The organism is Alkalicoccobacillus plakortidis (assembly GCF_023703085.1).
In the GTDB taxonomy this organism is placed as follows: Bacteria; Bacillota; Bacilli; order Bacillales; family Bacillaceae_D; genus Alkalicoccobacillus; species Alkalicoccobacillus plakortidis.
In genome coordinates, this window is record NZ_JAMQJY010000003.1 from 46868 (window position 1) to 70353 (window position 23486).

Sequence of the window (23486 nt, forward strand, 5' to 3'; positions counted from 1 at the left end):
TTATTCTACAGGTGCTGGTCGACTGCACTGACTCTGCATCGCATAATGCTGATTCGTTGCAGAAGCCGTGTAAAAGCCATGCATAGCTTCGAGCACATGATATCCCATCTCTCCAGACGCTCGAGTTGGGCTACCTGTAACGACTGCTCTAGCCATATCTTTTAATCCAAGACCTCGTTCATTTTCGGTGTGATCATGAGTTAAAGCTAGTTCGGTCCAGTCTAACTCCCCTGCTTTTTTGATATATACAGGTCCACCAAAGGTATTAGGATCTGGTACACGCAAAGTGCCTTCAGTACCGTAGATTTCGATCCACGGCAGAGTTGCTCCCCAAACATCAAAGCTCATAATCAGAGTACCAACTGCTCCATTTTCAAAGTCAATAACTCCGGTTACGTGGGTAGGCGTATTGACTGGGATCAATTCCCCATTACGTTCAGGGCTAGTTGCCACTCTCTCCTGCAACGCTGATTGTGCAGATCCAGTAACCCGGCGGAATGGACCAATGAGATGGATTAAAGCTGTAAGATAATAGGGTCCCATATCAAAAAGTGGGCCGGCTCCTTCCTGATAATAAAAGTAAGGATTCGGATGCCAAGCTTTCAGGACCATGTGACATCATAAAAGCTGTTGCTGCTACAGGTTTGCCAATTGAGCCATCATCAATCAATTTACGGCATGTTTGCAAACCTCCACCAAGAAACGTATCAGGAGCTACACCAACTTGCAGTCCTTTCTCCTTAGCAACCTCGAGAATTTGCTCTGCATCCTGCAACGAGATTGACAGTGGTTTTTCAAGAAAAACATGCTTGCCATTTTGTAAGGCTTTAAGCGAAACCTCTGCATGAGCCGCAGGTATCGTTAGGTTTAAAACCATATCAATATCAGGGTCCGCATATAGCTCATCTGGTGTAAGCACTTTCGTAATGTTATAGGCTTTTGCCTTTTCTCTAGCTGCCACTTCATTTAAATCACTGCAAGCTACAATCTCAACAAATTCGTCCGATGCACAATTTTGCAAATAAATATCACTAATCGTGCCGCAGCCAACAATTCCTACTCTGGCTTTTTGCATTCAACTCACTCTCCTCTACAAAATAAACCGCTTACAGAATTCGATTTACCAATACGTGTATACGCTATCATTCTACCTTTTTTTATGAGAATGTATAATACTTTTACCTCTTTAATTTAATTAACTTTTTATCGCACCTTCTGTTATCCCTGCAATAACCTGCTTGCTAAATAGTAGAAAAATAACAAGTAGCGGAAGTGTAGCTAGGAAAGTACCGTTTAATACCATACTATAATCTTGTGAATACGTACCATTCAATGTTTTTAATGCGACCTGTATGGTGTGAACACTTCGATCCTTTAGAACAACTAATGGCCATAAGAAGTCATTCCATACATTCATATACGTAATTAATCCTAGGGTAGCAAGTGCCGGGCGGAGAATAGGTAAGATCACTGTCCAATACAATCGGAAATTTGAACAGCCATCCATACGTCCAGCATCAATTAGTTCATCAGGAACAGCTGACGAGATATATTGCCTCATCCAAAACACACCAAAAGCATTGACCATAGCTGGCACAATCAAAGCCGTTAACGTATTGATCCAACCTAGCTGACTAACGATCATATAGGAAGGAATTAATCCTAGCTGTGCCGGTACCATCATTGTTGCAAGAACAAAGATGAATAATCCATTGCGTCCTTTAAACTTCAACTTGGCAAATGCAAAACCAGCTAAAGAGCAAAAGAAGAGCACAGAGAGCGTAATCAAGGTTGCTACGATAAAGGTATTAAACAAAGCCTGAAGAAAATTAATATTTGTAAAAACCTTACCCGCATTGACAAAGAATTCGGTACCAGGCAACACTGCCGGTGGAAACTGGCTAACTGCAGATGTATGATTCGAACCAATAACAAACATCCAGTATAAAGGAAACAATGCACATAAACTGAAGAAAACTAAGGTTGTGTATAAGCCTATTTTTCCAACGCTGTAAGGTTTACTTCCGACTTCCCTCATAATAATCACATCCTTAATCAGCAGATTTGATTTTTCGCGTCACAAACAGATTTAATAAAGAGAACAACACTATAATCAGGAATAATAACCATGCGATAGCTGATGCATATCCAAATGAATTTCTGATAAATGCTTCCTCATATAAATACAAAGTAAGTGTTAAGCCCTGATTCATAGCTCCCCCACCCATTCCTGAGAATGTCTGTGGTTCTGCAAAAATCTGCATGCCTCCAATTGTTGAAAGAATCACGGTGAATATGATCATTGGGCGAATCATCGGTATGGTGATAAACAAGAATTGTTGCCTTTTACTTGCTCCATCAATCGTTGCTGCTTCATATAAATCCTTTGGAATACTTTGTAAGGCTGCAAGATAAATAATCGAATTGTATCCAACCCACCGCCAAAGGACCATGCTTGAAATGGCAATATGCGTTCCTAATATAGATGCTTTCCAATTGATTGGATCTACACCAACAAGTGAAAGCAAATAGTTAATAATGCCATAATGCTGACCATAGATAGAATCGAACACAATCGCAACCGCAACAACAGATGTGATATTTGGCAAAAACACAGCTAGTCTAAAAAAATGGCGCCCTTTTAACAAGGCTTGATTTAGAACAAAGGCTAATACAAGTGCTAGAGCAAGCTGCGGAATGGTGGACATTAACCAGATACTCATTGTGTTTCCTAGAGCCTTCCAAAACAGCGGATCTGTCAGTAGCCACTGATAATTCGTAAATCCAACAAACTCTTTTGTCCCAAGTATGTTCCATTTATGAAAAGAGATATAAGCGGTAAACAGGATTGGAAACACACCGAACACACCGAATAATAGAAAAAAAGGAGAGATATATAGATAAGCTGAAATATGATCCCTTTTACTTTGGGTCATAAGCTTCTTTGGTTTGGTTGCATTACTTACCTTCATCACCATTCCTCCTTACATCTGTAAAGGGGCCACCGTCCAAGATGGCACCCTTTCTGACATAGATTATCGACCGATTTCTCGCTCCAAACTATTCATCGCAGCATCCCAGCTAGACTCTGGTGTATCCTGACCATCCTGTACTCTTATGATCGCGTCACTTAAAATTTTCTCAATTTGAATCGATTCTGGTCCTTCTAAAATAGGTGTAACCCGCTCAGCCGCTTCTGAGTAAATTTGTCCAACTGGTGCATCATTAAAGTATTCACTTGTGTAATTCACAGCTCCTCCGATCCATATACAGATGGGGTAGACGGGAAATTTCCAAGCTCTCTAAAAACCGTCAATTGCTGCTCAGGGGCTAGCACCCACTCAATCAAGTCATACGCTTCTTGCGGATGCTTCGATTCTTTTGGAACCGTCAAAAACGATCCGCCCATATTTCCTGACCCCTCTGGAATTTGCGTAATATCCCAAAGCCCCGCAGCATCAGGAGCACTCTCTTGAATTTGTGTCATCCGCCAAGCTGGAGCTACTACCGTCGCAAAGTCACCGTTTAACAAACCTGCTGACCACTCCGTACTTCCATCTTCCATGTTTGTCGTTAAGCCTTTTTCAATGACCTCCATCGCGTAATCGTACGCTCTATGAATAGCAGGGTTATCCTCAACAATGATATTCCCCTCAGCATCAAAGTACTTTGCATCGCCTTGACCCTCTATCACGGCATACATATTGCCCGGATTAGGAAGAAACGCCTTACCTGTCTTTTCCTTCACCAGCTCACCAGCTGAGATAAATTCATCCCAAGTCTTTAACAGCTCTGCAACTTCATCACGATCTGTTGGAAGACCAGCTTCCTCAAAAAGATCTAACCGATAAGCCAATGCCTGAGGGCCGATATCAGTTGGAAGCCCTAAAAGATACTGTTCATCAATTGAAAGTGCCTGCTTCCATTTCCAATCAAGATAATCGCCTTCTACATCTGCTCCCCCATAATCTAATAAATTATGGAAGTGATCAGGATTCGCCTTCATTTTATCAATCCCTTTTACCTCAATCGCCGAGATATCAGGTGCACCACTTCCAGCAGCAAGAGCTGTAGTTAGGTTGTTATGAACATCATTAAAATCAGCCGTTTGGATATTTACTTTTAAATCGTGCTCCTCCGCATACTGATTAATCAAGCCCTCGATCCCCATGTTGTTCCATAGCCAGATCGTCAATTCCACTTGACCATCATCCGCTTTCTCTTCCCCACCACCACATGCAGACAACGCAGCTGCACTTGCTAATATGACCGAGCCGAAGATCCATTTACGCCAAACTTTTCTCATTTTCTTTATCCCCCTTTTAAAAGAAAGCGCTTACATATTGTCATTGTACGCTGGGATTTTCAGAATATGATTAAACTTATTTGAAGTTTGGTGGCTGGCTGCGGGGGAAAATAAGTTTTTCATGGATTTTTTTATTTTTTGCCCATTGGAGCTTTATTTATGAGTATTTTTAAATTGTTTGAGCATGCGGGCGAGGATTTTGAGCATTTTTCAGATTTCCCGCGCACCTTACTCCATTCCCCGCGCATTTTCAGCTTTTTCGCGCACCGCACCCCAATTCCCGCGCATTTTCAGCTTTTCCGCGCACCTCATCCCCGCACCACAAACAAAAAAGCCTGGGCAGGCTTTTCCATTACTTTTTAACGCATCTAAGTATAAATCGATGCCTGGCTTACATCTATAAAGCCGTGTCGACTGATCTGCTGATAAATATCATATAGTTTTTCCGTGTGATCGTTTTGGTTCCAGTTTTCGAGCTGCCATGGAATGGCTTTTAAATAATAGAGGAGTGCTCCTAAATCGTAGAATCGCTGAATCGGGTACTCTTCTTTTGCATATGTAACGTCAAATCCAAGCGTCTTCTAGTTGCTTCTGTGCAATTGCTAGATTCCATCCATCATATGTTAATGGTGTGTCAAACCACTCATTGATCTCAAAGCAGTCGTCTCCACCAACTTGCTGAGTAATAAATGTTCCTCCTTGCTTTAGAATTCTGTAAACTTCATTTGCGTCAAAGGATTCATGCTTGTTCACAATCAATTCAAATTCTTGCTCCTCAAATGGAAGATCATCGTCATTTTCTATTTCATAAACTGAGACTCCTAACGGTTCGAGTCGTTTTTTGGCAATTGCAACATTAGGCTTGTATCCTTCTGTTGCTTTAACAATTGGTGGGAATGGCTGAAAATAGCTTAATAGTTCCCCTCCGCCTGTTCCCATATCTAACATACTTTTTACTGCAGCCATCTCTTTTCGAACAAAGCTACCGTATGACCACGTAAGAATGGATGAACTAGCTCTACCTGTTTCCGATATGTACGAAAAATCCCAACCTTGAAATGTTTCTTCTGATGCTTTTAAATCGTTTAGAAAGTTCTGTTCCATGGGCGATGCCTCCTAATTGTATATTTTTATTTTCAGACGTATGATCTTATACAGAGGTGATTCTATGGAATGTAGAAGTTTAACAAATGTAGATATAAACGATCTTACAAATTGCTTTAATTTTGCTTTTTCTGATTACATCATTCCGATGCACTTAGAGACATCACAGCTTAAGGATCGGTTTTATGCTGCTGGCATTGATTATTCCCTTTCCTTTGGAGCTTTTGATTCACAAAATCGTTTAGTTGCGTTTATCATGCATTGCACGGATCATTCATACAAGCCCTCAACGGTGTTTAATGTAGGTACAGGTGTTATTCCAGACTACCGGGGGCAACGACTTATCGCACAGCTCTACAACTACGCCAAGCCCAATCCTCTTAGCGAGTGGCATTAAAACGAGAATGCTTGAGGTGATTCAATCGAATGATAAGGCTATTAGAGCGTATCAATCAGTAGGGTTTGAGATTGCTAGAGAGTTCCATAGTTTTAAAGGACGTGTTCAACCACCCGAAAAACATGTTCAAAAAGGCCTCATTGCTTATGCGTCACCTGAAGAGTTTTCTCAATTGGATCATCCTTCGTTTTGGAGTTTTCAACCTTCCTGGGAAAATTCAATAGAATCGATTCATCGAAATATCCAAGCTTATACGATCTATTTCATTCAAGATAACGATAAAACGTGCGGATATGCTGTTGTTCATTCTGCAACTGGACTGATCAAGCAGTTTGGAGTTTTACACGAAAAACGTCGACAAGGATATGGAACAACACTATTTAAAGCGATTTCAAAGCAACATTCTGAAATCAAGATCATAAACATCGACAAAATAGATACAGTTACTTTAGAATTTCTGAACAAAATCGGTCTAGTAGACTATATTCAACAATTTGAGATGCACGCAGCTAATGTCTAATTCAGTTGTTCTAGGAAGTGTTCTATCTCTTTTGTTCTTGTAAGGATATGCACTCGATTTTGTTTCCTTTTGAGTTCAAATTCAGCAAGTCTATTTTTCATTGTTCTTTTTCGTGGATAATAGGTTTTTAGAATGTACCAAAGGAATCCAGGGTCTAGCTGCTCCCTACACCCTTTTGTTAAGTCTGGTCTTGATTTCCCATGGTACATAAACCTTCTTTTTACGACACGATAGAGACATATTAATAATGGCTGATCAATATAGATAATTGTATCAGCCCTATTTACTCGCCCCTCAAATGTTGAGCTATAATTCCCTTCAATAATCCAGCTGTGTGTCTGAACAATCTCTTGTTGCTTCTCAATAAAGATGGCCTTATCCTCTTCAATCCAGTCCGGCTTCCAATACATCGTATCCAAATGATGAACCGGTATGTGAAGCTTTTCAGATAATTGCCTAGCAAATGTTGACTTACCTGCTCCGGCTGATGCACCTACAACCATAATTCTTTGCATCGCTATCATTCCTTTGCCTTTGTTAGTCCACTCTCTTCCATACTCCAATCCCATAGCTTCTCGGCAAGTTCGTCATCAGCTGCACGCTTTGAGATCGGCGCTTGTTTTTCTTTTACAAAATACTCCCCTGTTACTCTATCTAGTTCTGAACTTGTAGCAAGATAAACAGCTGTTTTTGAACCTTGCTCGGGGGTAAGAAAAACCGGCTTAAGCACACGATGAATCGCTTTTCCAAATCCCGTATCCCGGTTCACTCCTAGATTTGTTGCAACTGCACCAGGGTGGGTAGCATTTACAGTCACACTTGTTCCTTTCAACTCTTTTGCCAGCTTTCTAGCAAAAAGAACATTGGCTAACTTGGATTGTCCATAGCCCTTCATCACATTAAATCCCGATGTTAATTGAAGATTATCAAAGTCCAAGCTTGCCCCATTTATGTGCACCTGATGAAACAATGACGATTCGACCATCAGAGGACTCTTTGATTTTTCCAAGCAATAATTGAATAAGTAGAAAATGTCCAAGATGATTAACACCTAACATCGATTCATAGCCATCTGCCGTCTCCTGTCGTTTTGTTGATACAACTCCTGCATTAGCTATAAAAATATCTAACTGTTGCTCGGATTCGAGAAATCGTTTTGCATACGCGCGGATATCCTGCAAAGAAGCCAAGTCACACAGCTGTAATTCAACCGAACCATTTGTCAGTTGCTGCTTAGCTTTTTTTAACGCTTCTTTTCCACGTTGCTCACTTCTACAGAGCATGATGACATGTATGTCTTGGTTCGCCATGGCAACAGAAGTAGCCAGCCCCATTCCAGAATTTGCACCGGTGACAATTGCTACTTTTTTATTCATATCAACCACACCCTTCTCAACACTCGTTCTCTTTCTATATTACCTTAGAAATTCATTCATTGAATACAAAAAACACTCAAAGATCTGGAAATTCTAAATTGACTTACAAATTAGCTGGTGGTAAAGTGGTACGTATAAATTAAGGGTTTCCGTTTTATAGATACAAATTTATACGAATAGGATGGCTTGTTTTTTTATATAGATATTTGAAAGCGCTTTCTATAAAAAGATCTAGGAAGGAGCTCCTTGTATGATGAATAGAAAAAAGGGATTCGTTGTTTATAGCTTACTATTATTTCTTTTAATTGCCTGTAATCAAACTGAACAAACGACAAGTGATGGTCGAATGCAACTTAATTATTGGGTTTTATTTGGTGGTGGTGACTTAAGCTATATGCAGGAAATCGTTACTGAATTTAATGAGTCTCAAGATGAAATCTATGTAAATATCATTCTCCAAGACTTCGACGATTATTACACAAAGCTTGTAACAAGTGTTGCAGCCGATCGAGGTCCAGATATCGCCGTTTCTCATGCAGCGGTATTACCAGAGTTAGTGAATCAAGGCTTAACAACTCCACTAAATGACTACTCAGATGAAGTTGGCTTAAACTTCGATGACTTCTATGAAAACCTTCGGGATGCTATGGAAGTGGAAGGAGACTACCACGCAGTTCCTATCGATTCACATCCATTCATTCTCTATATTAACACGGAGCTTGCTGATGAAGCAGACCTCTTAGATGAAGATGGTAATCCCCAATTTGAACAAACACCAGATGGATTCCGCGATTTCTTCCTTGAGGCTCGAGAGGCTCTTCCTGATAAAACAGCGATCGCTAACCCTACTGGAGGATTAGACACCTATCGTTGGTGGTGGACAACTTATTATCAAATGGGTGGCACTCCTATCTTTTCGGATGACTTAACAAACCCAGAGATTACATTAGATCAAGACATTGCTGTTCAAGCTGCAGACTACATTCTTAGCTTTTATGGGGATATTATTCCTATGCATTTGAGTGACCCTTATGAAACCTTCCAATCAGGTAATGCTTTTAGCTTAATGACTGGAGTATGGGGAACTGGGATCTGGGAAAATGCTGAACTACCATTTACAGCCGTTCCATTTCCTCAGCTATTTGATGTAGAGGCTGCACAAGGCGACTCACATACGCTAATTATGCCGATCAAAAATGAAACAACTGATGAAAGACAACGTGCAAAAATTGAATTCATCAAATTTGTCAGTGATAGTGGTCTTAAATGGGCAGAGGCAGGTCACATTCCATCAATGCCAAAGATCGTGGAATCAGAAGAATATCAGGAGCTACCATATCGCTCTGACTACGCATCAATCTCACCTGACATTGTTTATACCGATCAGACAATCTATCAGAGTGCTGCTGAAACAGATATGATTAGAAGTCTTGACGAGATCATGTCTGGCAGATTAACTCCAGAGCAAGGAATTGAGAAAATGATAAATGATCTGGAAATCACCATCCGCTAATTTACTATTAAGGAGGTGTTTTAATGAATAAGCGATCCTGGAAAAATGAGCTACGTCCACTGCCTTTTATCTTGCCTTTTCTTATTGCTTATTTGGCTTTTACGATCTACCCAATTTTCAAAGGAATGCAAATGAGTTTTTTTAATTGGACATTGATTGAGAAACAGGATTTTGTTGGCCTGGAGCATTATCGAAATGTTCTAGTTGATCCAAACTTTTGGGAAGCATTTAGAAACACATCGCTATTCGTTGTCCTCTCTACTCCAACAATGGTCATATTAGCTTTATTTTTAGCACTGTTAGCGAATTTAAATACTCGATTTCGCACCTTAATTCGTGGAGCATTTTTTATTCCTAGTATTTTGTCTGTATCTGTTATTTCATATGTAGCCATTTTTATGCTACAGCCCTATACGGGAGTGGTGAACAATCTTATACAGGCTTTGGGACTAGATATGGAACCCTTTTGGCTTGCAGAGCCTTCACTTGCATGGGTGAGTATCATTGGGGTCACTTTGTGGTGGACGGTAGGATTTAATATGATTTTGTTTCTGACTTCTCTGCAAAACATCCCAGATGACCTTTATGAAGCAGCGGAAGTGGATGGGGCCACTCGTTTCATGATGTTTTGGAAAATTACGATTCCACAACTTCTACCTATTACAAGAGTCATTCTCTTACTTCAAGTTTTGGCTTCTTTTAAAGTATTTGGTCAAATTCTACTCATCACAAATGGGGGACCAGGAACATCCACTCGTCCAATTATTCTCTATATCTATGAGATGGGGTTTGAGAGATACGATTTAGGTTACGCCGCTGCGATGTCTTATCTGTTATTTGTAGTATTGCTTATTCTCTCACTCATTCAACTACGTATGGGTGGTAAAGGGGGACGAATGATATGAGTCAGCCAGATACCATGCTATCAAAGAAACGAGATCCACTAAGACTACCAAAAGTCGCACTAGCTTTGTTTGTCACATTATTATTTTTGTTTCCGATTATTTGGATGGTCTTTGTATCATTAAAACCTGAGAGTCAGCCAGCATCCTCACCGCTTGAGTGGTTCTTACCACCCTATACCTTTGTGAATTACATCGATATTATCGGCGGAAGTGATATCTTCTTGTGGGTCTGGAACAGCTTTATAATTGGCATCATCACAACAGCGCTAACGTTAGTTCTGACTTCTCTCGCTGCTTTTGCTCTCTCAAAAATGAAATTTCGTTATCGCCGTGCGCTCTTTGTTTTTTTTATTCCTGGTTTAATGGTTCCAGGGGAAGCAATGATTATTCCCCTCTATGAGATTATTGGTGCCTTAAATCTGTTAGATACGTATAGTGGATTAATTCTACCGATGATCGCTGCTCCTTTAGGTGTAATTATATTAAAGAGCTTCTTCGATGGGGTGCCTAATGAGGTGATTGAGAGTGCACAAATTGATGGATGTAGTGACATTCGTCTGTTCTGGAACATAGTCCTACCACTAGCTAAACCAGCTTTAGCAGCCATTGGTATTCTCACATTTATCGGATCTTGGAATAACTTCCTTTGGCCGTATTTAGCAATCATATCAGAGTCCTTATATACACTACCGGTTGGTATACCTATGTATAATTCCAACTACTCAGAAAGCTATATCCTTCCGATGACTGTCAACGCATTAGCCTCACTTCCAGTCATTATTGCGTTTCTATTATTTGAAAAACAAATTGTCAAAGGCATTAGTTTTACTGGTATAAAAGGCTAATGAATATCCTAGATAGGGAGGAATAAGAATGGACGGTATAAGAGGACGAATTCTTCAGTTCTGTGATCAATTGATGACACTAGCTTACCTGAATATTCTTTGGATTGGATTCTCCTTGCTAGGTTTCATCATTTGTGGCTTTTTCCAGCCACAGTAGCGATGTATACCCTTATTCGACGAGACCTTACTGATTCAAAACTAGATTCCTCGTTGGCTTCTGAATTTTGGAAGGAGTACAAACTCTGTTTTCGTTCCGCCAACCTATTTGGGTATACATTTATATGTTTTGGGACAGTTCTCATCCTTGATCTGATCATCTTTTTAAATTTGAATACAGTTGTCGGATACGTGATGGCTAGCATACTAACAACTTTACTGATTGTTTATCTACTTATGACGATCTTTAGTCTTCCGGTATTTGTTCATTTTGTAGGCGGAACATGGAAATTAGTGAAAAAGACAAGTACTCTAGCTATTCCACTGCTCCCTCATGCCTTACTTTTTATTTTAGCTTCGACCTTGCTGCTTGCTCTTTTCATCATTATTCCTGCAGCAGTTGTTTTCTTTTCTGGAAGTATACTAGCATGGCTAAACGTAAAATTGTTTCTCTCAGGCATAAAACGTATCGAACAAAAACAACTAGCAACAGAACCGCAAACCTAACATTAACAAACAAGGAGTGTTCCACATGACCATTTTACGGACAGAATACCCCCGCCCTCAGTTTCAACGTAAAAATTGGATCAATTTAAACGGTGAGTGGGAATTTGATTATGACGATTCTAATCTAGGAAGGACAGAAAAGTGGTACAAAGACCATTCTTTTTCTAAACGGATTCACGTGCCCTTTTCCTATCAAAGTGCTTTGAGTGGTATTGGTGATACGACCTTTCATGACCTTGTATGGTATAAGCGCACCTTTCTACTTCAGACCGAACGCACTTCGAGATACATTCTTCATTTTGGGGCTGTTGATTATGAAGCGTGGGTTTGGATAAATGGAGAGCTTGCTGGATATCATCAGGGTGGTCATAGCTCCTTCCACTTTGATATTACTCATTTAGTTAAGTCCGGTTCAAACAGCTTGGTTGTGCAGGCTAATGATTCCTCAACTGCCCTCGATCAGCCTCGAGGTAAACAATATTGGAAGGAACAGTCTGAAAGTATTTTTTATACACGTACAACAGGGATATGGCAGTCAGTCTGGTTAGAAGAGCTACCAGAAACGTCTCTGTCAAACGTTTACTTCACACCAGATATCGATGAAAAGCAAATCAAAATCGATTATCAAATTGATTCCTTAAAAGAGGACCATCAGCTTGATATTGTTATTTCGTTTAAAGGAACAACCATTATAAAAGATACTGTTGGCCTCCTAAGTCAAAAAGGCTCGCGACAATATTCGCTCACGCACGCAGCTACTGAATTTGAAAACTGGCTCTGGAGTCCAGAGCACCCGAACCTTTTTGATGTCACCCTTACATTGCGTCATCACAATCAAATGATTGATGAAGTGCAGAGTTATTTTGGAATGAGAAAAATATCTGTTCACAATGGTGAAGTTCATTTAAATAATAAACCGTATTACATGAGACTAGTACTGGATCAGGGATATTTCCCTGATGGAGTATTAACGGCGCCTTCAGAAGAGGATTTAATTCAGGATATTAAGCTCACTAAGCAACTAGGCTTTAATGGTGCAAGAAAGCATCAAAAGGTTGAGGATCCTCTTTATTATTATTGGGCAGATCGTCTTGGTTTACTTGTCTGGGGCGAAATGGCAAACAGCTATACGTTTAATGAAGTAGCTGTAGAAAGGATCTCAAAGGAATGGCAGGAAGTCATCGCTCGTGATTATAACCACCCATGTATTGTGGCTTGGGTACCTATAAATGAGAGCTTGGGGGTGCCAAACCTTTTAACGAGCTCAAAACAAAGGCACCATAGCTTAACCATGTATTATTTAACCAAATCACTTGATCAAACAAGACTGGTTATGTCGAATGATGGCTGGAGCACACAAAATCGGATCTATGCACGATCCATGACTATGAGGCCTCTCAGGAACGATTAGAAGCCCGCTATCAAACAGTAGAAAACGCCCTGGCATTTCTTCCGGCTTGGAAAAACGATCTACGCACCGGGACACCATTATCAAGATGAGCCTATGTTAGTCACTGAGTTTGGCGGAATCTCCTTTAAGCAGAGTGACTGGGATGGTTGGGGTTATTCCAATGCTTCATCTGAAGAAGAATTCCTATCCGCTTATCAAGCTGTGGTTGATGCTATCCATCATTCGCCACTAATTAAAGGCTTTTGTTATACCCAACTAACAGATGTTGAGCAGGAGATAAACGGATTATTGACTTATGATCGAAAACCCAAAGCAGCTCTTGAGAAAATACACCATATCACAACTGGAAAAGACGAAGCATAAGAAAAAGCCCCTTGTACAGTAGCTAATCCTTGTACAGGGGGCTTATCTTCATCTAATTTGACCAGTCTTCGATTACATCGTCTACCCATTTTGTTAGTTGTTCTCTAGCCTCAGGAGATGAATATGGTTCATTTTCTTCTTTATTTAGTTCCTTTTTAAAGGCCTCCATACCTCTCACTACTTGTTTCTCTGAACCTTGCTCAGCATGAATTTTTGCACGATCAATCTCTTTAAACAATGTCTTTGAAAGTGGTTCATCTACTTCACCAGATTCAACAAAAGCGGTTAAACGATCTTCTAGTTGAGTTAATGAATCTTTCTGTTGATCAACTGGAACAGGTACATACTCCCAATCCATATCAGATGCATAATAAAAGCCCGGATAGGATGGTTGGTTGTAGGTTACATTTTGCCATGCGATGCCTGTTCGATATTGAGTATCATGCATCAATGTGTAAAGCTTATGCTCCGTGACCTCTGTACTTGTGTAGATACGTATGGCTGAGCTATCTGTTGTTCTAACTAGCAACTCTTCTCTAAAATCCCCAAACACATCTGCAACGAGTGAAGGTGTACCTTTTGTGTAATTGTTGGTTCTAGTGCCTTCTGCCGTAAGTAATCGTCCTTTCTGCCAATCATCAATGGAAGGCGTTTGATCAATGGAACCATTCACTATTTGTGTGGTTAAATCTCCAGACCATTTAATATTAAAATTTGTACCCGGCATGCTGTCACTGAGTTTCTCTCCGTCAGCTGTCCATAGTCCTACAGCCCATGTTTCAAGGCCTCGCTTGTCTGGATTCACATCACCAACCATACCGCGACCAGTATCTCGACCCGTATACCCGCCATATAACACATCTCCAGATTCAGCATCACGTAAGGCATATCCATAAGGCGCCCATTGACCGCCTTCAAATACCATAAAGCTCTCCAAACCTGGTCTATCAGGATTCACATCGGCTACATGAAGCGCATCCCCGTGTCCAAGTCTTGCTTCTTCTCCAGGGTTAGCACTTCCTGGTGGCATTGTGTCAAAGGAGCTATATAACAAGGAGCCATCGTGGTCAATCGTAGCTCCACCGTAGATAATTTCGTGCTTCCCATCACCATCAACATCAGCAACACTCAAAGAGTGAGCACCTTGTGTTGTAATTGTTCCAAATTCTTCGTCAGTCCCATCTACTCCATGTGGACCATCATTAAATGGATTAGACATTGGTGTCCAACCACTATCTACGTACCAGTGTTCATTTAAGCTCTGTCCGTCCCAATCATATGAAACAAGTGTTGTTCTTGTGTAGTATCCTCTAGCAAATACAGCGTATGGATTCTCACCATCTAGGTAGGCGACCCCTGCTAGAAAACGATCAACGCGGTTTCCAGGCTCAATGCGAGCCATCGCATAATCTCCCCACATCAATCCATCATCGCTTCTTCCAGGCTTATAATGAATGGTTTCTAACTCCTTGCCTGTCTCTCCTTCAAATACGGTTAAATATTCTGGTCCTTCAACAATAAAGCCTTCAAAGTCTCGTAGGTCATTACGCCCGCTGCGAGAAGGCGCATACTCGTCCATAAAATAATCAGCTAACGACTCAGCATCCTCTTTAGAAAGTGGATATTCATATTGAACGTCAATACCAAAACTCTCTTCAAGTGTTGCTTGCCAATTACCATCCACTACCTCCTCATGTTCATGCCATTCCATAAACATCTGAACGATATGCTGATAATAATCCTCTGAACTCATTCGGTAGTCATCTTCATGACTATAGCCTTTAGATAGATCCTCTTCTGGCATCGTGATGTACTCTTCGGTTTCAATCTCTCCATTACCATTAAATGTTAGTATCTTTGTTCCAGGTGCTGTCTTAAACATGATTTCCGCTTTTCCATCTCCATCAAAGTCATAGACTAAAAATTGAGTATAATGTGCTCCAGAGCGAACATTTACACCTAAATCAATTCGATAAAGTAACTCTCCTTCAAACGTATACGTGTCAATATACGTATTTCCTGTGTAGCCTTTTTGAGAGACGTCCTTTGAATTTGATGGATCCCATTTAACGATAAATTCGTATTGTCCATCGCCATCAACATCCCCTACACTCATATCATTTGCATGGTACGTATAGGACTCGCCAGCTGGAGTTACCCCATCCGCTGGTTTTTGCAACGGCAAATCATAATAACCGTCTGCCCACGGACTTACTGGCTCACTTTCATCCAGCTCCTTACCATGATCCACGGCTCTAATCGTATATTCAAAACTGGCTGTTCCTTCTTCGTCCAAGTAATTTGTGCTGTCTGTCACTTCTGCAATTTTGCTTCCATCTCGGTAAACATAAAAATCAACACCGGTTAAGCCTGTCTCAGAATGACCATCTACTTCCTGCTTTAACAGCCTCCAGCTTAAAAATACACCTTCAGATGTTGAGACAGCGACCACTCCACGGTCCAAATCCTCAAGCTGTTGGTCAAATATTTTTTTAATATCAGTTTGAACAGTATTTGAAAATTCACCTTCTTCTCCATTTGTTACTGGAACAATCTTAAAATAATGAGGGATATGCGTTGAACGTTCGTAGGTGTAGGTAGTCTCTGAAACGTTATCAAGTAGTCGATATTCCATATTCTCCGTATCTTTATCTGCCCAATACACGTTATACGAATCTGCCCCTTTTACCTGCTTCCAAGACAATGACACACTTGAATCAGTCACTTCAGTTACAGTGAGATCTTTCTTTTCTTGTTTTTTAGCAATAGCTTGTCCGGACATGTTAGCACAGACCAAAACCACAACAAGTAACCCAAAAAGAATTCCTTTCCCCTGCCTTTTGAACATAAATAACCTCCCACTGAATTTAATTAAGCGCTTTCATTATACATGAATCCTACCTTTAAATGTTGCATGAATCAGATAACGTAAATTTCCCAACCTGTTACAATACAAATTTAGTGTGTTTCATCTCGAAAGAAAGCGGTTATATATACTACAAATAGAAAAATCCAAAAACGAGAGGGAGATTAAAATGTTTGTTCAAGCAAAAACGCTAGAAAGCTTTTCAATGAATGCAACGGATGGCGAGCTTGGTTCAATTGCAGATCTCTACTTTGAATCAAATACATTTACATTGCGCTATTTTGTAGGAGATACACGTACTTGGTTTTTTGGTGGTAAGGTATTAATTAGTCCGGAAGCAGTTACATCCTTAGATCTTGAAAAAGATTTAATTAATATTAATGAAACAAAAGAACAAATAAAAAATAGTCCTAAACCTTCCGAACATGAACCCGTTTCACGTCAATATGAAACCGAGCTACGCGATCACTATGGCTGGACGCATTATTGGGGAGCTCCAATTGGTGGAGCTGGCGCTGGAATGGGAACACCGGGCGCGTATCCAGCAGCACCTGGTTTAATGATGCCTCCTCCAGGACGAGATCGAGCACTCAACAAAACTGATTACGAACAGGACGCTCTAAGTCACCACAGTGAAAACAATCTTTTGCAGAGTATTACTGATTTGCGTGGTTATAAAATACATGCCAAAAATGGTGAAGTCGGCAAAGCATTAGACTTTATCCTAAACGAAAAAAACTGGACGATTAATTACATTATTGTAGATGTAGGTGGCGTTTTCACAAGAGAGCCTATTCCCCTTGCCGCAGAGTGGATCACAGATATATCATGGCAAGATAAAACGATTACGGTTAACGTGGAAAAGGAATTGATTGAAAGTGCTCCTGACTATGAGCTTCATGAAGCTTTTACTCGTGAACATGAAACTCAGCTCTATGCTCATTATGCACGTAAAGGATATTGGGAAAATCAAGCGTAACTAAAAATAGCCATCTGGATTATTTCCAGACGGCTATTTTTTATTCACTTTTCGAAGATTCTTTCGTTTTGCTTTTTTCCATATCCTCTTTTAACTGATCCTGAACACTTGTTTCTGTCATAGGCACACCAGAATGATAAGCGGCTCGACTAATAAGATGCCCGGCTACAGGTGCTGTTAAGAAAACAAATATAATTCCCAGAATCAATCGTACACTGACAAAATTATTCACTGTCCAAAAATAAACAAACGTCCCAATTAGAGTGCACAGTACACCTAATGTTGCACTTTTAGTCCCAGCATGAGATCGAGTGTATACATCTGGCAAACGTATTAATCCATAGGCACTAATAACATTCATTAAAGTTCCAAGAAGAATTAAAATTGCTGCTATGATTTCACCTATCCCGCTTACGCTCAATGACTACACCCCTTTCCAAAAATTTAGAAAAGGCCACTGTTGTAATAAAAGAAAGAATACCTAGCAATAAGATAACTTCAAGAAAAGCTCCGGTATCCAGAGTAATTGATATGACAGCAACAGCAGATATTAAGTTAATCCCTATTGTATCAAGTGCAATCACTCGATCTGGCATGGATGGTCCTTTTATAACTCGATAAAGTCCAATCATAATTGAAATCGATAAGAAAATCAGTGCTATATAACCAATAATCTCTAACATTATCGTGTCACCTCCATGATTGCTCTTTCAAAAGTCCCTTTAGCTTTAAGTACCGTGTCCATAGATTCTGGTATATCCATTGCGTGAATATAAAAAACATTCGTACCTTCTGCAATTTCAAGTACTACAGACCCCGGAGTAAGAGTAAGTAGAAGAGCTAAAAAAGTAATTTCCATATCACCTTCCAGTTCCGTTTCAAAACTAAATATTCCAGGTGTAAGGTTTAATTTCGGACGCAGAATTTGCCTTATCATTAGGATGCTTGATAAAATCAATTCTTTAACAAACAAATACAATAGATGAAAAATAGAAATCACTTTCTTCAAATAAAATGGAGTAGGGAAAAAGCGTCGCATAATGAAAATTAAACTAAGGCCCACTATAAAACCCGCAATAAAGGTTGTAAACTTAAATTCATCTTCATCTTGTAAAAACACCCACAATAAAGCGATAAGTATATTTAATAATAACTGTATAGGCAATTCTTCACCTTCTTTCTTTTAAAATGTGAGCTTACTGGTTGTAAAGTACGGCATCAATATAGATAGAAGGATCCATGAGTGCCTCAGCAGCCAGTGTTACGTATCCTGAAATTCCTTCAACGCCTAGTCCAAGCGCAAGGCTTAGAAATGCAAGAAATACACAAGGTAGCAACATACCTTTCTTTAATGGCATCATTTCTTCTTTTCCCATTACTGCTTCTCCCCAGAAAGAATTCTTAAAGATCTTAAGAAGAGAATAAAGGACAAGAATACTTGATCCTAGTGCGATAGCAGCCAAAACATATGAACCTTCTGAAATCGCACCTTGAGTCACCAGTACTTTTCCAATAAAACCACTTAGCGGTGGAATACCCGCTAATGCAAGCACCACAAGAAAGAACGTCCATCCTAGTACAGGAAAATGTCTAATTAATCCACCAATATTTTTCAACCAAGCATTACTCGTTAGCCAAATGACTGTTCCTGCTAATAAGAATAACAATGCTTTTGCAACCATATCATGAATTAGATAATAGATTGCTCCTTCAATCGAAGGTGTTGAAAAGATTGCTAGTCCCGCAATAATAAACCCAACAGCTACAATCACATTATACGATACGATACGTTTGATATCCTGATAAGCAATCGCACCTATTCCACCAAGTATCATTGTCGCTCCGGCCATAATACCGAGTAATGTGTGGGTAATGGCAGGTTCATGCGGAAACATTAAGGTAAATGTTCTAAATAACGCGTAAATCCCTACCTTTGTTAACAATGCACCAAACAGTGCCGCAACAGCGGTTGGCGGTGCCCCATAAGAACCTGGAAGCCAGAAGAATAAGAATAGAGCTGATTTTAACCCAAATACAATTAAGAATAGAATCGCAATGGTTGTTAGAATGCCACCTTGCTCTACAGCAGCAACTCGTTCAGCTATTTGAGCCATATTTAGCGTTCCTACCGCACCATATAGGAATCCTGCAGAAATCAAGAACAACATGGAAGAGAGTACATTGATGAGCACGTATTTAAGAGATTCACGTAACTGAACCTTCTCTCCACCAAGTGAAATTAACACATAGGATGCTAATAACATAACCTCAAAGCACACAAATAAGTTAAATAAATCTCCTGTTAGAAAAGAACCAATAACACCCGCCACTAAAAATTGGACAAATGCATAGAAATAATACTTTTCCCGTTTGCTTCCTATTGAAGAAAAGGCATAAAAGAGACAAGCAATTGAGACAAGAGCTGTTGTAAATACAAGGATAAGTGCAAACATATCACCTACAAATACAATACCAAATGGTGGCTCCCAACCCCCAAGATGAATCGTTTGAATCCCATTATTCGCAACCTGATTAATAAGAACCGCTGTCACTCCTGCGATTCCTAAAACGGAGAGGATACTCAATACCTTTTGAAATGTAATCTGACGCCTAAAGACAATCATGATAAGACCCGCAACTACTGGAATAAGCATTGGGAATATGACAAGATTATTCATCTTTATTCCCCCTTAGCTGGTTCATATCGTCTGTTCCAAGTTCTGTATAACCTCTATAAGCCAATACAAGGAAAAACGCTGTCACCCCAAAATTAATAACAATCGCTGTTAAAATTAACGCCTGTGGAAGGGAATCGACAAAAGCATCATTCCCTTGATCTAATAGCGGTGCTGACCCACCTTTTAGGCCCCCCATTGTAATTAGCAATAGATGTGATCCATGTGAGAATATCGCTGTTCCAAGGATAATACGTACAATGTTTTTTGATAGCACCATATATGTTCCAACGGTGAATAACAAACCAACCAATAACGCCATAAGTGTCTCCATTAATTAACATCCTCACTTATGCTTAGAATAATTGTTAATGCCGTGCCGATAACAGCTAACGAAACTCCAATTTCAAAAATCGTCACTGTTGTCAGCTCTGTCTCTCCAAATATCGGGAGATCAAAATAAGCAAACTCTTGATTTAGATAGGAGGCACCGTAGAATAACGCACTAATTCCAGCACATACAGAGATTAACACACCAATACTAGCCATTAATCTGTAATTTATCGGGATCCCTTTTTGTACGGTTTCAATATCAAATGCAAGATAAAGCAGAACCAAGGCGGAGGCAAGCACCAAACCACCTATAAATCCTCCTCCCGGCTCATGGTGTCCAGCTAAAAAGAGATACACACCAAAGGTCAGAATGATAAACGTGGCTACTTTACTAACAGTTTGCAGAATAACATCATTTACTTTCACGTTCATCATCCTCCTCTGACGATTTTAATTTGATCAGTGTGTATACACCAAGTCCCGCAATACATAACACGAGAATTTCAAGCATCGTATCAAATGCACGGAAGTCAGCAAGAATCGCATTAACGATATTTTTTCCTCCAAGCTAATTTATACGCGTCTTCAAAGAAACTTGAGATGCTATCAAAGAATCGATTTCCTTGGATGGATAACATCACTAGCGTAACCACGGTTCCTACACCAAGAGAAATCACAAGGTTAAAACCTTTAACTTTACGTGTAACATCTTCCTTTTTCCACTCAGGAAGGAAGAAGAAGCACAGTAAGAAAAGGACCGCAGATACTGTTTCAATAACCAACTGTGTTAAAGCCAAATCTGGTGCACGGAATATAACAAAGAATATCGCAACCATATATCCAAGCACACCATTTAGAATAATCGCAGTAAGTCTTGATTTAGCAAAAATGATAGATACAGCAGCTATTGCGATAATACCAATGAGAATAAGCTCGTAGATATTAACTTGAGCATCGTTTGATGTATCAATGACAAATCCGTTTGTTGCAAAAATCGTCCCTGCTACGGCTAAAATTAGAAATCCAAAGATGTAGAGTAGATAGTGACGAAGATAGCCCGTCATGTATCGACCAGTGAGTTTCTCTGAGCCTCTTTCTGATCCCGTAAGAATCGCATTATAAGCCGTATTAAAGGACCATTCTCGTGGAAATAGGCTATATATGCCCTGCCAACTACGAAGGAAAACAAATAGTATACTACCTAAGACAACAACAGCTATAGTCATCCAAAGTTCTAAATTCCATCCGTGCCAAGCTTTTATTTCAGTGTAGTAAAGCCCGTTTTCAACCGGTAATACCGCTTGAACAGCCGGATTCAGCACATAATCAGCCAGGGTCTGCGGGAAGAAAAAGATCACAACAACAAATGAAACCAAGATTCCCGGTGGAATTAACATCCCAAGTGGTGCTTCATGTGCTTTTTTCTCAAGTTTCTCCGGATTGTATTTTCCGGTAAACGTTCGGAAGACAAGAATCATACAATAAACAAATGTTAGTACACTTGCCACCCAAGCCACAATTGGGAACAAAAGACCCATGGTTTCCATATTAAAGATTCCCATATCTGCTGTTTGCAGAACAGCTGAAAAGAACATCTCCTTACTCAGGAACCCATTAAAAGGAGGCAGTCCAACCATTGCAAAGCTTCCTATTGCAGCAAATGTAAACGTAATCGGCATAATGGTCATTAAACCACCAAGCCTACGAATATCTCGAGTACCGGTTTCATGGTCGACAATTCCGACTACCATAAATAGTGCACCTTTAAATGTAGAGTGATTAATCAGATGGAACAATGCAGCGAGTATAGCTAAAGACGCATACTCAAAGGATTTGGAGTCTGGTGCAAAATAGAAAGCTGCTGACCCCATCCCAAGCATACTCATAATCATACCAAGTTGACTAATGGTGGAATACGCTAGTAGTGCCTTTAAGTCCGTTTGTCTTACAGCGGTGAATGATCCCCAGAACAGAGTAATTAAACCGACTGTACTTACTACCCAGAACCAAGTTGCATCTCCACCAAATACTGGTGTAAATCGAGCAACTAGGTAGATCCCTGCTTTTACCATGGTTGCAGAGTGAAGGTACGCACTTACAGGTGTAGGCGCCTCCATTGCATCTGGTAACCAAATATGAAACGGGAATTGAGCCGATTTGGTGAATGCTCCTAGCAGAATCAGTAACATAGCTGGAATAAATAATGCAGAATCTGTTAGAGTGCCTGCCTGATCAATAATTTCACTAAGGCTCCACGTGTCTGCCATCGATTGAAGCATGATGAATCCAGCAAGCATGGATATACCACCAGTTACTGTAATCAACATTGACTTCTGTGCGCCATAACGTGATTTGTCACGTTGGTACCAGAACGCAATTAATAGGAAAGAAGATACACTTGTTAATTCCCAAAACAGATAGAGAACCATCAAGTTATCTGATAATACAACACCTAGCATTGCACCCATAAACAAAAGCAAATAGATGTAGAAATTGTGAAGCGCCTCTCTCTTCATAGAAAGGTAAAAGATTGAATAAACAATAACTAGGCTTCCTACACCTGTTATTAAAAGAGCCAAAATCAAACTGAGTCCATCAAGAAGTGTGGTGAAGTTAATACCAAGCGATGGAATCCAAGAAACCGTGTGCTCAAAGGTTTCGCCGTTCGCTATATCTGGGATAGAGGTTGTTAAGTAGATGAACAACACAAGCGGAATCGGAAAAACAAACCAACCTGTATGTATTGATGGTACTTTCTTATAGAAAAAAGGAATAAAAACAGCGTACAAAATCGGTAGAAAAATGGCGAAATTTAACCAGCTCAAAGCATGACCTCCTAGAGTTTCGACCAGGACACCTGAATGTTCAGATACTGACGTTTTTATCGTTTCACACTTCATATCTAAAAATGTATTTTGGATATAAAGTAGTCCTTGAATTGAATGTTGTATAGGTGTATGATGTAAGCAAATAATGGAATTCACGTGGAAGCTCTGAATTTGGCCATCCCAAGAGGACTGTGCAAAATTAAGCGCAGTCTACATTACCATGGTATTTTAATGAGCAGGGATCTGCTCTTAGGAAGTAGGAGCATCCTAAGCAATACCTAAACAAGGGGCTTGTGCACTTGTTTAATACTGGGTGAAATGGGTATTTAATTATCAATACGCATAACCATTACTCTTCAATAGAAAGTATATAATAAAAAACAACCGATTGCACTTTATAGA

The 23486-nt window shown here is 39.9% G+C and carries 23 protein-coding genes and 5 pseudogenes; 12 read left to right on the forward strand and 16 right to left on the reverse strand.

Features of this window, described 5'->3' with window-relative positions; translation table 11 throughout:
* The 5 genes and pseudogenes from NDM98_RS17645 to NDM98_RS17665 all read right to left on the reverse strand — a co-directional run bounded on the left by NDM98_RS17645 (position 1) and on the right by NDM98_RS17665 (position 4306).
* A pseudogene (locus tag NDM98_RS17645) lies at positions 1 to 1075 on the reverse strand (Gfo/Idh/MocA family protein).
* A 120-nt stretch (positions 1076 to 1195) separates the two neighbouring features.
* Entirely contained in the window at positions 1196 to 2038 is an 843-nt protein-coding gene (locus tag NDM98_RS17650; RefSeq protein WP_251610498.1) for a carbohydrate ABC transporter permease, read from the reverse strand.
* A gap of 13 nt (positions 2039 to 2051) precedes the next feature.
* Positions 2052 to 2978 carry a carbohydrate ABC transporter permease gene (locus tag NDM98_RS17655; RefSeq protein WP_373370424.1) on the reverse strand — a complete coding sequence of 309 codons (927 nt, stop codon included), beginning with the start codon at positions 2976 to 2978 and terminating at the stop codon, positions 2052 to 2054.
* 57 nt (positions 2979 to 3035) lie between these two features.
* The gene (locus tag NDM98_RS17660; RefSeq protein ID WP_251610507.1) at positions 3036 to 3251 is read right to left on the reverse strand and encodes a hypothetical protein; all 216 of its coding nucleotides are present in this window, start codon (positions 3249 to 3251) and stop codon (positions 3036 to 3038) included.
* The gene (locus NDM98_RS17665; protein ID WP_251610508.1) at positions 3248 to 4306 is read right to left on the reverse strand and encodes an ABC transporter substrate-binding protein; all 1059 of its coding nucleotides are present in this window, start codon (positions 4304 to 4306) and stop codon (positions 3248 to 3250) included. The genes NDM98_RS17660 and NDM98_RS17665 overlap by 4 nt, the downstream gene beginning before the upstream one ends.
* A 159-nt stretch (positions 4307 to 4465) precedes the next feature.
* On the opposite strand from NDM98_RS17665, the gene NDM98_RS17670 reads away from it, so the two are divergent.
* Positions 4466 to 4669, forward strand: a complete 204-nt coding sequence (locus tag NDM98_RS17670; RefSeq protein WP_251610509.1) for a hypothetical protein — start codon at positions 4466 to 4468, stop codon at positions 4667 to 4669.
* Here the strand turns inward: NDM98_RS17670 and NDM98_RS17675 are convergent.
* A pseudogene (locus NDM98_RS17675) lies at positions 4659 to 5410 on the reverse strand (class I SAM-dependent methyltransferase). The gene NDM98_RS17670 and the pseudogene NDM98_RS17675 overlap by 11 nt on opposite strands.
* A gap of 64 nt (positions 5411 to 5474) precedes the next feature.
* Here NDM98_RS17675 and NDM98_RS17680 point away from each other — a divergent pair.
* Both NDM98_RS17680 and NDM98_RS17685 read left to right on the forward strand, forming a co-directional pair.
* Positions 5475 to 5807: a hypothetical protein gene (locus tag NDM98_RS17680; RefSeq protein ID WP_251610510.1), complete on the forward strand. Its 333-nt coding sequence runs from the start codon at positions 5475 to 5477 to the stop codon at positions 5805 to 5807.
* Positions 5808 to 5823: 16 nt separating this feature from the next.
* Positions 5824 to 6327 (forward strand): GNAT family N-acetyltransferase, encoded by a 504-nt coding sequence (locus NDM98_RS17685; protein ID WP_251610511.1) that lies wholly within the window; start codon positions 5824 to 5826, stop codon positions 6325 to 6327.
* Here the strand turns inward: NDM98_RS17685 and NDM98_RS17690 are convergent.
* Complete coding sequence (locus tag NDM98_RS17690) at positions 6324 to 6842, reverse strand: P-loop NTPase family protein (protein ID WP_251610512.1); 519 nt, start codon at positions 6840 to 6842, stop codon at positions 6324 to 6326. The two genes, NDM98_RS17685 and NDM98_RS17690, sit on opposite strands and share 4 nt — an antisense overlap.
* Positions 6843 to 6847: 5 nt before the next feature.
* A pseudogene (locus tag NDM98_RS17695) lies at positions 6848 to 7703 on the reverse strand (SDR family oxidoreductase).
* 250 nt (positions 7704 to 7953) lie between these two features.
* Between NDM98_RS17695 and NDM98_RS17700 the strand changes: the two are divergent.
* From NDM98_RS17700 to NDM98_RS24250, 8 genes and pseudogenes are all read left to right on the forward strand, one after another.
* A complete protein-coding gene (locus NDM98_RS17700; protein ID WP_251610513.1) occupies positions 7954 to 9216 on the forward strand; it encodes an extracellular solute-binding protein in 1263 nt (420 codons plus the stop codon).
* A gap of 23 nt (positions 9217 to 9239) precedes the next feature.
* Complete coding sequence (locus tag NDM98_RS17705; protein WP_251610515.1) at positions 9240 to 10121, forward strand: carbohydrate ABC transporter permease; 882 nt, start codon at positions 9240 to 9242, stop codon at positions 10119 to 10121.
* Positions 10118 to 10966, forward strand: coding sequence for a carbohydrate ABC transporter permease (locus NDM98_RS17710; protein ID WP_251610517.1), 849 nt, complete (start codon positions 10118 to 10120; stop codon positions 10964 to 10966). The genes NDM98_RS17705 and NDM98_RS17710 overlap by 4 nt, the downstream gene beginning before the upstream one ends.
* Positions 10967 to 10994: 28 nt before the next feature.
* Positions 10995 to 11123, forward strand: coding sequence for a hypothetical protein (locus tag NDM98_RS23610; protein ID WP_285804060.1), 129 nt, complete (start codon positions 10995 to 10997; stop codon positions 11121 to 11123).
* Positions 11124 to 11125: 2 nt separating this feature from the next.
* Positions 11126 to 11218 (forward strand): annotated as a pseudogene (locus NDM98_RS24735) (hypothetical protein); the annotation flags it as partial.
* A 96-nt stretch (positions 11219 to 11314) separates the two neighbouring features.
* Positions 11315 to 11629 (forward strand): hypothetical protein, encoded by a 315-nt coding sequence (locus tag NDM98_RS17715; RefSeq protein ID WP_251610519.1) that lies wholly within the window; start codon positions 11315 to 11317, stop codon positions 11627 to 11629.
* Between the two features lie 25 nt (positions 11630 to 11654).
* Positions 11655 to 13040 carry a glycoside hydrolase family 2 protein gene (locus NDM98_RS17720; protein WP_307728885.1) on the forward strand — a complete coding sequence of 462 codons (1386 nt, stop codon included), beginning with the start codon at positions 11655 to 11657 and terminating at the stop codon, positions 13038 to 13040.
* 93 nt (positions 13041 to 13133) lie between these two features.
* Positions 13134 to 13403: a hypothetical protein gene (locus NDM98_RS24250; RefSeq protein ID WP_307728886.1), complete on the forward strand. Its 270-nt coding sequence runs from the start codon at positions 13134 to 13136 to the stop codon at positions 13401 to 13403.
* 52 nt (positions 13404 to 13455) lie between these two features.
* On the opposite strand, the gene NDM98_RS17725 is transcribed toward NDM98_RS24250, so the two are convergent.
* Positions 13456 to 16251: a rhamnogalacturonan lyase family protein gene (locus tag NDM98_RS17725; RefSeq protein WP_251610521.1), complete on the reverse strand. Its 2796-nt coding sequence runs from the start codon at positions 16249 to 16251 to the stop codon at positions 13456 to 13458.
* 187 nt (positions 16252 to 16438) lie between these two features.
* Between NDM98_RS17725 and NDM98_RS17730 the strand changes: the two genes are divergently transcribed.
* The gene (locus NDM98_RS17730) at positions 16439 to 17248 is read left to right on the forward strand and encodes a PRC-barrel domain-containing protein (protein ID WP_251610523.1); all 810 of its coding nucleotides are present in this window, start codon (positions 16439 to 16441) and stop codon (positions 17246 to 17248) included.
* Between the two features lie 40 nt (positions 17249 to 17288).
* Here the strand turns inward: NDM98_RS17730 and NDM98_RS17735 are convergent, their stop codons facing one another.
* The 7 genes and pseudogenes from NDM98_RS17735 to NDM98_RS17765 form a co-directional block, all read right to left on the reverse strand.
* Positions 17289 to 17669: a Na+/H+ antiporter subunit G gene (locus tag NDM98_RS17735; RefSeq protein ID WP_251610525.1), complete on the reverse strand. Its 381-nt coding sequence runs from the start codon at positions 17667 to 17669 to the stop codon at positions 17289 to 17291.
* Positions 17647 to 17931 (reverse strand): Na(+)/H(+) antiporter subunit F1, encoded by a 285-nt coding sequence (locus NDM98_RS17740; protein ID WP_251610527.1) that lies wholly within the window; start codon positions 17929 to 17931, stop codon positions 17647 to 17649. Before NDM98_RS17740 ends, NDM98_RS17735 begins: the two co-directional genes overlap by 23 nt.
* Positions 17931 to 18413 (reverse strand): Na+/H+ antiporter subunit E, encoded by a 483-nt coding sequence (locus tag NDM98_RS17745; protein ID WP_251610528.1) that lies wholly within the window; start codon positions 18411 to 18413, stop codon positions 17931 to 17933. The genes NDM98_RS17740 and NDM98_RS17745 overlap by 1 nt, the downstream gene beginning before the upstream one ends.
* Before the next feature lie 31 nt (positions 18414 to 18444).
* Positions 18445 to 19926 (reverse strand): Na+/H+ antiporter subunit D, encoded by a 1482-nt coding sequence (locus NDM98_RS17750; RefSeq protein WP_251610530.1) that lies wholly within the window; start codon positions 19924 to 19926, stop codon positions 18445 to 18447.
* Positions 19919 to 20257 carry a Na(+)/H(+) antiporter subunit C gene (locus NDM98_RS17755; protein WP_251610532.1) on the reverse strand — a complete coding sequence of 113 codons (339 nt, stop codon included), beginning with the start codon at positions 20255 to 20257 and terminating at the stop codon, positions 19919 to 19921. Before NDM98_RS17755 ends, NDM98_RS17750 begins: the two co-directional genes overlap by 8 nt.
* Positions 20257 to 20682: a Na(+)/H(+) antiporter subunit B gene (locus NDM98_RS17760; RefSeq protein ID WP_251610533.1), complete on the reverse strand. Its 426-nt coding sequence runs from the start codon at positions 20680 to 20682 to the stop codon at positions 20257 to 20259. The genes NDM98_RS17755 and NDM98_RS17760 overlap by 1 nt, the downstream gene beginning before the upstream one ends.
* A pseudogene (locus NDM98_RS17765) lies at positions 20669 to 23081 on the reverse strand (Na+/H+ antiporter subunit A). Before NDM98_RS17765 ends, NDM98_RS17760 begins: the two are co-directional and overlap by 14 nt.
* Positions 23082 to 23486 lie beyond the last annotated feature (405 nt).

Coding starts and splice junctions, on each gene's coding strand:
- NDM98_RS17650 (WP_251610498.1), bottom strand. CDS start 2,038: ATGAGGGAAGTCGGAAGTAAACCTTACAGCGTTGGAAAAATAGGCTTA.
- NDM98_RS17655 (WP_373370424.1), bottom strand. CDS start 2,978: ATGGTGATGAAGGTAAGTAATGCAACCAAACCAAAGAAGCTTATGACC.
- NDM98_RS17665 (WP_251610508.1), bottom strand. CDS start 4,306: ATGAGAAAAGTTTGGCGTAAATGGATCTTCGGCTCGGTCATATTAGCA.
- NDM98_RS17670 (WP_251610509.1), top strand. CDS start 4,466: ATGAGTATTTTTAAATTGTTTGAGCATGCGGGCGAGGATTTTGAGCAT.
- NDM98_RS17680 (WP_251610510.1), top strand. CDS start 5,475: ATGGAATGTAGAAGTTTAACAAATGTAGATATAAACGATCTTACAAAT.
- NDM98_RS17690 (WP_251610512.1), bottom strand. CDS start 6,842: ATGCAAAGAATTATGGTTGTAGGTGCATCAGCCGGAGCAGGTAAGTCA.
- NDM98_RS17700 (WP_251610513.1), top strand. CDS start 7,954: ATGATGAATAGAAAAAAGGGATTCGTTGTTTATAGCTTACTATTATTT.
- NDM98_RS17705 (WP_251610515.1), top strand. CDS start 9,240: ATGAATAAGCGATCCTGGAAAAATGAGCTACGTCCACTGCCTTTTATC.
- NDM98_RS17710 (WP_251610517.1), top strand. CDS start 10,118: ATGAGTCAGCCAGATACCATGCTATCAAAGAAACGAGATCCACTAAGA.
- NDM98_RS23610 (WP_285804060.1), top strand. CDS start 10,995: ATGGACGGTATAAGAGGACGAATTCTTCAGTTCTGTGATCAATTGATG.
- NDM98_RS17720 (WP_307728885.1), top strand. CDS start 11,655: ATGACCATTTTACGGACAGAATACCCCCGCCCTCAGTTTCAACGTAAA.
- NDM98_RS24250 (WP_307728886.1), top strand. CDS start 13,134: ATGTTAGTCACTGAGTTTGGCGGAATCTCCTTTAAGCAGAGTGACTGG.
- NDM98_RS17725 (WP_251610521.1), bottom strand. CDS start 16,251: ATGTTCAAAAGGCAGGGGAAAGGAATTCTTTTTGGGTTACTTGTTGTG.
- NDM98_RS17730 (WP_251610523.1), top strand. CDS start 16,439: ATGTTTGTTCAAGCAAAAACGCTAGAAAGCTTTTCAATGAATGCAACG.
- NDM98_RS17740 (WP_251610527.1), bottom strand. CDS start 17,931: ATGTTAGAGATTATTGGTTATATAGCACTGATTTTCTTATCGATTTCA.
- NDM98_RS17750 (WP_251610530.1), bottom strand. CDS start 19,926: ATGAATAATCTTGTCATATTCCCAATGCTTATTCCAGTAGTTGCGGGT.
- NDM98_RS17755 (WP_251610532.1), bottom strand. CDS start 20,257: ATGGAGACACTTATGGCGTTATTGGTTGGTTTGTTATTCACCGTTGGA.